Source organism: Streptomyces sp. NPDC088354 (assembly GCF_044753585.1).
GTDB lineage: Bacteria > Actinomycetota > Actinomycetes > Streptomycetales > Streptomycetaceae > Actinacidiphila.
In genome coordinates this window covers 1-8356 of sequence record NZ_JBIVNJ010000096.1, presented here as the reverse complement: position 1 = coordinate 8356, position 8356 = coordinate 1, and the positions used below count along the sequence as shown (strand labels likewise).

Sequence of the window (8356 nt, the reverse complement as noted above, 5' to 3'; positions counted from 1 at the left end):
CTCCAAGAGCACGTCACAAGAGCACACCGCGCATGATCGCGAACAGCTGACACGACCCGCTCAAGCGTCCGAATCACAAGATCGTCGACAGAACCCTGATCTTCACGTTGATGGCATCCACGAACAAAACGGGATAGATACGGTCAAGCGGACGGTTCTGCCATTCGGCCATGCCCTCCATCACCTGGTCAGTGATGGTGGAGATGGTCTGCTTGGAGACCTCGGCGCCGTAGATCTCGGCCAGGTGCGCGGAAATCTCCCCGTGGGTGAGGCCCTTCGCGGACAGAGACAGCACCATCTCGTCCACGCCCGTCAGCCGCCGCTGCCGCTTGCGCACGATCTGCGGCTCGAAGCTGCCCTCCACGTCCCGGGGCACCTTGACCTCGACCGGCCCGACGTCGGTCAGCACGGTCTTCGCCCGGGTGCCGTTGCGGCTGTTGCCGCTGTTCTTCCCCGCCGGATCGTGCTTGTCATAGCCGAGGTGGTCGGTGATCTCGCCCTCCAGGGCGGACTCCAGAACCCGCTTGGTCAACTGCTGCAGCAGTCCGCCCGCACCGGTCAGCTGCATGCCCTCACTCCGGGCCCGGTCGACCAGCATCGCGATCAACTGCTCGTCCGACGCAGCAGCATCGACCGGCTCAGCCGCGGACTCGTGCTCGATCGTCATCTCACTCACTTGGCGTCTCCATGATCAACAGATCCGCCGTTTATTAGACACTCCCGTACTACGAAGTCGTCTCATTTGGTGAGTCTGCGGTAGCAGATGAGGGTGCAGGCGATGCTGGCGAAGGTTAGGAAGTGGTCGGCTGAGTGTTCGTAGCGGCGGTGGAGACGGCGGCATCCGGCGAGCCAGGCCATGGTGCGTTCGATCTTCCAGCGATGCCGTCCCAGGCGTGCGGAGGATTCGATGCCCTTGCGGGCGATGCGGTGGGCGATGCCTCGTTGCCGTAACCATCGTCGCAGGTGAGTGGAGTCGTAGGCTTTGTCCGCGTAGAGCTTGGAGGGCTTGCGTCGGCGCGGTCCGCGGCGGGAGCGGATCGGAGGTATGCCGCGGATCAGGGGAATCAGGGCCTGGCTGTCGTGGGTGTTCGCTCCCGAGATCCCGATGGAGACGGGCAGACCGGAGCCTTCGGTGATCAAGTGGATCTTTGACCCGTTCTTGCCCCGGTCGACAGGATTCGGGCCTGTCAGTTCCCCCCTTTCAGGGCCCGCATGTTCACCGAGTCGATCGCGCACCGGCTCCAGTCCAGCTCGCCGCGGGAGCCGAGCTCGTCGAGGACCAGGCGGTGCAGCTTCGCCCACACCCGGGCCTTGGTCCACTCGGTGAACCGGCGATGCGCGGTCGCTCCCGACGGCCCGAACGACGGCGCGGGCAACTGCTGTCACGTGCAGCCCGACGTCACCACGAACACGATGGCCGCCAGCACTTCCCGATCCCCGTGCCGCCGCCGGCCACCGCCTTGCGACCTCGTCGGCGCAGGCGGAACCACCCGCTGAAACAAGGCCCACAACTCATCCGGCACCAGCCGCTCAACGATCCCCACGCCCGCAGACTACCGAACCAGCCAATTGAGATGACTTCTACGTGCGGACCGGCACTAACCACGCCCGCACCCCGCATCACCAGCGGCGCCCACCAGACAACCGATCCGCAGCTCCGTCACCACCTTCGACGACTACGGCATGCCCGTCACCGTCGAGGACCAAGGAGACGACGACCGTACCGGTAACGAAGAATGCACCCGCACCTGGTACGCCCGCAACGACGACGCCGGCCTCACCTGCCCACACCTAAGGGGAACTTGAAGCCGCCTTGGCGACGACGGTCAACCTGGCGACTACTTCTCCTCTGCCCAGCTCTGTCTCGGCTGCCCGCTGGCCGAAGACTTCCACGGCTCCCTTGCGAGGTCAGCCTGAATCTATCTCTGTGGGCGTGAAATTTCCAAGCATCCCGTTTTTGATGGCTTCCTTCAAGGTCATATAGGCAGAGAAATAGGCCCACGAGTTCGGAGTTTCAGCCAACCACCTTAGTGTTCCCGGTGACCCTTCGGGTGAATTTTTATAGGCGAATTTCTCGCCGGCCGAGGACCAGCCATAGATGTGCGTTCGGGCGCCAGCCATAAGACCGGAAAGCAGTGTGTCTATAGCGAACCCGTCAGCAGAGATAGACTTGCCGGTTACGTGCTGAACCACGCCATCTGTCATCCCGTTCGCCAAGCAGGTATTAATTCCTTCCTTAATTCCCGAATAGAGGGAATCGCGAGCAGACTTTGGTTCAAATTTACTGAATTTTGAGACTACGCTCTCCGGAAGATAACGAGCGGATCTAGGCCCAGCACCCAAAATATCGGCAGTTGTGGGCTTCGTTGGAACGGAGGGGCCGTCTCCTGGTGCTGGCTTGGTTTCTGCAGTTGGCCCCTTGGTGGGGACTCCTTCCGCAGGACGGATGTGCGATGCCGAACCATCATCAAATTTCAAAGAGTTTGGTTCAATTGCCTTAATTTCGCCTGAATTATTTTTTCCTGTAATGTAATTTTTAAACCTGATGCCGAACTTCGTGGCTTCGATGACGTCATCGACTAAATTGAGCCCTATGTCGAAGGCGAAAAATACGGCCGTCTGCCAAGCGTTGTCCTTCCAGTTTACTGAACGTCCGGAAAGTAGTTGAGGGACCGCGCTCGCAATGTAGAACCCAAGGAACGACCTGGAATATTCTGGGAGGTATGCAACCAGCAGTTTTTCCAGGTTTTGCCCCAGGAGCTCGCCTATGCGACCACCGACTCTACTGAGGAACTGGGAAAATTCAGTCAATGCAGCGCGAAAACGAGACAAAAGAGTAAGAATTCTTTTAACTAGCCCGAAAACGCGAATCCACAAAAAATCCGCTATCCCCGCAAAGAGGCGTGTTAGTATCGCGCCAACGGCGAGAAGTTCTATGATTTCTAGGGCTATTCCGACTATTTCGATGGCAATTTTATCGGATTTACTAGCATGCTGCTGAGTCGCTTCTCCCACAGATCGGTATTGCTTTGCCGCCTCTTCAATAGCGTACAGCTGCTGTTGGCGTGCCTTTTCGTATTCATCTTTGGCGGCACCTTCCCATGAAGGGAGACGGCCATCTGCGGACATGGCTGCGTGTAGAGATGCCAACTCGTCCGCGTGGGAAATGTAGGCATCTGCATGCCCATAGAGCGGCTCCGGATTTCCCAATTCATCGAATATCGAAACCAGCCATTTCGCAATCGCCTCATTGACATTCACCTTTGCGCCTGCTTGGCCATCGAGATGATTGCGCGCTCCTGGGTTCTGCCGTAGTAATAGGCAGCTCTCATGAGAGCGTGCTGGTGAAGGCGAAGGCTTCTTGAAATTCCTTCAGTCAAGCGCAGGAGTTCTTTACGTGTCTTCTCGTAGGCATCGGTAGCCTCCTGCGATCTTGGACCGGCCCCGAAAGATGCATCCCTTGGAAGCGTGAGATTCCGTAGTTGACCGCACTGCTGTTGCAATTGCCTCGAATTTGACCCGATCAAAGCGGCGGAAGCCTCAAGGTCTCTTACATTCAAACGAGTAGCACGCCCGGTCATTTTCCCCTCCAGTTCGAATTGTGCCCTACTTGTGCTGTCGACACATTCAACCAGATGTCTGCGCAGCTCTTCGAATTATATGATTCGTTAGAGTACGATGTCCGCACTATGGAGATTCCATGAATGCGAATCAGCGTTTGTAGATCCCCTAGATGAACTTCGCCTGCGGTGATCATTCCTCTGACGTATCGGCAGCAAATGGGCTGATGGAAAGAGAAATAGCCCCGAGCGTTAAGTTCCGTGGAATTTCGCCGCCGGAAACCGACTCCCGCTAACTTCATCAGATCCGGGATCAGGGCAGTTGCCTAGCCGTAACTTGCACCCCGATTATTTGACATTTTCACAGTCGGCCGGATCCCGGGAACCCACCCCCACTAGCGATCTGTCGGACGGTTGCCAATCAGGCCAGGTTCGGTATAACTGCGGTATGAGGGTTGAAGCCGCAAGCTGACAGACGTAGCCGATCTTGAGCGTCCGCACCTCTTGCCGACCGATCTTTTGAACAGGGAATGCGTCCCTCAAAGGTCGTGCGGACGCTGCGGGGTAATCCGTCAGGCAGCCGGCCAGTGACGGCACCAATCGCATGGAGGAGGCCGACCGCGCAACTGTCGCGGGGTGTGGGCACTCGTTCGCATTTGAGCGCCTAGTATCGCAATTCGATCGCGCGGGAGGGTCGACACCAACTTGAGCATGGTCGCCGGGATCTGCCGCAGACATGTTAAAGAACCTAGGCGTCCTGCGTGGACACGCCTGTGGGCGGCAACAGAAAGACTGACTTCCCGGGGTCCTTGGCCCTGCTCCACCACCGCTTGGACGGACCGGCAGTCATCGCGTGGGACAACTACTCCAAACGCATCAGTAAACACGTGAAACGGCACGCCCAGCTCAGCCAACCCGCCGTCGCGCAGCTGCCTTCGTATGTCCTGGAGTTGAACCCCGCCGAACGGATCTGGGTCCACGCGAAGTAACGGCTCGCGAACCGGGCATCCGGCTCGATTCCTGAACTGAATGAGGCAATCCGAGCGGTACTGCACTGCATACACAGACACCCAGACCTCCTCACCACCCTCGCCGGAACCGGCCTCGAACGCGGCCACCAGCATCAAGCCCCTAGTTGAAGGTCAGCACCCCAGTGAGGTTCTTCACTTCGCGTTGACAGCTGCACACTGCCAAACAGTTAACCAACGGAACACTTCGGCTATGTGACAGGTTTGTAAAAGCTTCTACGGTTCCTGTCACGGTAGTTGCCGTGCATGACCGTGCGGCTGCGGCGACTTCGTTCCAGTGGACGTGGCAGATGGCGACCCAGTGTTGATCTAGGGCCCGTCTTCAAAGATCATCGGTGGCGGGTCATGATTGCGTGATACATCGTCGTGAACTCATCGATCAGGAGCGGGAGTTGCTCCCTCTGCTGATATCGCGGGCTGCGGCAGGCCGACCGAGGGTAGAGGGCCGGCAGGTTACCAACGGGATGGTCTGCAAGATCAGGACCGGGATGCTCCCGGGGGGCCGGGGCCCGCAGGGGCCATAGGTGTGGGGCGTCCGGCTGGGGCCGGCCGCGACGGGAAGGGGGCGGGGCTGATGGCGGGCAAGCGGAAGGCGAATCCGGCGGGGTCGTCGAATGATCTGCGGGGCGATGTGCTGGATGTGCTGGGTGTGTTGAAGGTCGCCACGACCGATCAGATCCAGCGGATCACCGCACCGCGCACCCTGTCGTTCCGGCACACCCTCAAGAAGACCCCGTCCGAGCAGAAGACAGCCCGCACGGCCGCGCACGCCGGCGCCTTGTCGGATCTGCGCAGGCACGGCCTGTCCGAGAACGGCGGCACCACCAACGGTGCCGAGACCCTGCGCAACCTGACTCTCAAGGGCCTGGAGGCCGCTTCCCACGAACTACGCCGCCCGCTGCCGGAGATGGGCAGCCCGGCCCGCGGCGCGGGCAGCAGCGGAGCCGCACACGCCCTGTCCGTCAACGAGACCGTCATCGCCCTGCTGCGCCCGAAGCCGGACCTGGCCCTACTGGCCGGAGAACTCTCCGAAGCCCTGGCAGCAGCGTGGGCCGCCGTTGACTGCCCGGCCGGCCTCGGCAGCCTCGCCTCCTACGCGACCGAAGTCCCGCTGCCCGCTACGGGCACGTGGAACGCGCCGGGCCGAGGCGGCACCCAGACCGACATCGTGCTGGCCGTCCGGCAGGACGGGGTGCCGTTGTTGTTCATCGAGGTCGACAACTGCCGCGAGAGTGCGGAGGAACTCGTGGACAAGCTGGAGAGGCACGGGCGGTTCTTCCGCCGCACGGTGAAGGACACCGACGGCGAGGCACGACCGGTGTGGCCGACCCTCTGGCCGGTCCCCGACGGCCGCTGGGACGCCGCCCGCAACTACCACAAGGCCACGTCCCGGTGATATCCGACGCTGGGCGAGGACTGCGAAAGCCACGCGAGGGTCGCCGCGCTCCAGACCGAGCAGGACGAACGCGAACGCGGCGAGCAGGAAGGGGCGGCAGCCCCTGCCGAAGCCGCCCGCAGGGCCGGCGGCTGGCTGGCCCGTTTCCGTACATGACCCGGGCAAGCCGAGCGTGCGCGGGGGCAAGCGGGCCAGCACGGCAGGCTTGTCCAGCCACAGCCGTGAGGGTGGCTGTTCCCAGAGATCACATCCAGGGGGTCCGTGAGGTCACCGTCGTGAGCTTGACGGTGGCGTGCGCTGCCTGCATGGTCTGCGGACGGTGGCCCGCTCGCCGACGCGGGAGCAGAGGGCGGGGAGCAGGAAGCAGCGTCGGCGCTCTTCGCCGGCGCCATGGGCGCGTTCAAGAACCCCTCCAGCCATCGCACCGTCGACTTTGATGACCCGATCGAGGCGGCTGAGATCATTCAGTTCGCCGACTTGCTCCTGCGGCAGATCGGACGCGCCAGGCGCCGTTAAGCTGCAACCACCGAGTAGGGCTGCCGCCGGACCAGAGTCGCGCGCGAAAACCGTGCACAGGTGCACGTGAGGAAGGTCTGGGTGAGGACTCCCGCCCCTGCCAGCAGCCGTCCCGGAGGGTAGCTTCCACCGGTGTCTGGAGGGTGGCCTGCACCGTAGCGTGCACAGGGGCGCCGAAGGTAGCAACGCCCTTCTCCGGCCGCAAAGTGTTGCTGCTGGGCAGGGCCCGTGGGCAAGCCCGTCCGGGACGGCGACACCTCCTTCCAGCGACAGCCCGGGAGAGGTCTCTGGGCTCCAGAAGGCGGGCCGGTGCGCCGTGGGCGGGGCCGCGCTGGAGTGCGGTCAGTGTCGGTCAGGCGGTCATGCCGCTCCACGAGCGGGCCACAAGGGTCTGCGGGCCGAGCTGCGATCGCCTGGGTGTCGGGCTCGAATCTCGTACACCACATCGAAGCGCTCCTCGATCAGGCGGCCGATCCGCGCTGGTGTCCAGCGCTGTTCGTGTTCAGTGGGCGCTGCCGAGTCCTGCTTCAGCAGCCCGTCCAGATCCGCCCTCTGTTCCGTGCTCAGGTACGAACTGCCGCCTATGCCCTGTGACAGCAGCGGGACATGGTCTCCCTTGCGCGACCGGCGCTGCCATTGGTGGGTTGCCGGCCGAGTCACCCCAGCACCTGTGCGACCTCCGAGTGCCGCATGCCCTGTTCGAACGGATTGGGTGCTATGAGGTGCCGATGTTCCAGAGGTCTGCAAGGTTGTGACCGTGCCCCGATATAACTGTTATGCCAGTAGTTGTCCCGATCGGTAACCGCCCGATCAAAGAGTCAGTACCTCTCTGTATTGCCGCACGAGCCACCTGGCGCGCTCATTGCACGAATGACCTCTTTCGTGGCGCCGGAGTTCTATCCCGCCTCGCGGAAGCGCTGTAATTTTGCCAGATACGGATACCCGGGTCGCAGAGAGGGGGGTTAATATCGTGAAGTTTCAATTTGCGATCTCCTTCTCCGTGGCGAGCTTAGCCGCCGACAGTGTGGTGGGCGCGACATGTCCTGGGAATGCGGCTGGCGTCTGTGCTGCCCAATGCTCTGCCTCCAGCTACTCGGAATTTCGATCGTAGCGATTTATCGGTACAGCGTTTGTTGTTCCGAATCTGAAGGGTCGCAGATGTTGCAGCGGCATTGCGTGCGGTGGAATGTTAACGGCGCCGCTTGAATTGCGGCTTGCGCCCTCATTCACCTTGCTCGCAGAATGCCCGTCACCGTCACCGTCAGTGCGTGCTGACGCTGGCAATGGGATCTCGACGTCGGCGCTGACAATTCCTTAGCCAGGCAGGCCGTCACCGCCCGTGTCAGGGTGGCTGCCATGGCGGCAGCCGTATTCTGTCCAGGAACTACCGTGGTGTACTGAGACGATGGCGCCTCGCCCGCGATTGCTTTCGCACTTCTGACGCAATCCAACTTGTCATCCGGATCAGTTTGATCGGCGCAGAGCTGCCGCCCGGTCAGCAGGACGAATATAGCATCGGGGAGTGGTTCAGTCGAAGGTTCCGCATTTGCCTGGGGGTTTACTCGGAGCATATCCATTCGATTCTGTTTAGTGGCAATAACCAGTTCGCCAGGGCGCCCCCTGGAAGTACCGCAAGGAACGTCCCTTGAGATCATCACCGAGACGCTGGAGCGTGCTCGCCGTCGCCGGCGCCGCCGTTCTCTCCCTGGCACATCCCGCCACCGCGTCCCCTGATTCCCCAGAATCCGCCTCCTCCGCCGTCACCCCGGCACGGAACAACGTGCCGCCCGGCACCCACACCGTCACACTGATCACCGGCGATGTGGTCACGACCCGTCAGTCCTCCGGCAACGGCA

The 8356-nt window shown here is 61.6% G+C and carries 4 protein-coding genes and 2 pseudogenes; 3 read left to right on the top strand and 3 right to left on the bottom strand.

The features are described 5' to 3' along the window. Positions 1 to 94: 94 nt before the first annotated feature. The 3 genes and pseudogenes from ACIP98_RS41445 to ACIP98_RS41435 all read right to left on the bottom strand — a co-directional run. Positions 95 to 667 (bottom strand): annotated as a pseudogene (locus ACIP98_RS41445) (transposase); the annotation flags it as partial. A gap of 71 nt (positions 668 to 738) precedes the next feature. Further along, positions 739 to 1538 (bottom strand): annotated as a pseudogene (locus ACIP98_RS41440) (IS5 family transposase). A gap of 370 nt (positions 1539 to 1908) precedes the next feature. Continuing rightward, on the bottom strand, positions 1909 to 3261 hold the full coding sequence (locus ACIP98_RS41435) for a WXG100 family type VII secretion target (protein ID WP_401981948.1): 1353 nt from the start codon (positions 3259 to 3261) through the stop codon (positions 1909 to 1911). A 1901-nt stretch (positions 3262 to 5162) separates the two neighbouring features. On the opposite strand from ACIP98_RS41435, the gene ACIP98_RS41430 reads away from it, so the two are divergent. The 3 genes from ACIP98_RS41430 to ACIP98_RS41420 all read left to right on the top strand — a co-directional run. Further along, positions 5163 to 5984 carry a replication-relaxation family protein gene (locus tag ACIP98_RS41430; RefSeq protein WP_401981945.1) on the top strand — a complete coding sequence of 274 codons (822 nt, stop codon included), beginning with the start codon at positions 5163 to 5165 and terminating at the stop codon, positions 5982 to 5984. Positions 5985 to 6281: 297 nt separating this feature from the next. Next, positions 6282 to 6500 carry a TIGR02391 family protein gene (locus ACIP98_RS41425; RefSeq protein WP_401981950.1) on the top strand — a complete coding sequence of 73 codons (219 nt, stop codon included), beginning with the start codon at positions 6282 to 6284 and terminating at the stop codon, positions 6498 to 6500. 1645 nt (positions 6501 to 8145) lie between these two features. Continuing rightward, positions 8146 to 8356, top strand: a 211-nt coding sequence (locus ACIP98_RS41420; protein ID WP_401981942.1) for a hypothetical protein, incomplete at its 3' end; no start/stop codon positions are given.

Coding starts and splice junctions, on each gene's coding strand:
- ACIP98_RS41430 (WP_401981945.1), top strand. CDS start 5,163: ATGGCGGGCAAGCGGAAGGCGAATCCGGCGGGGTCGTCGAATGATCTG.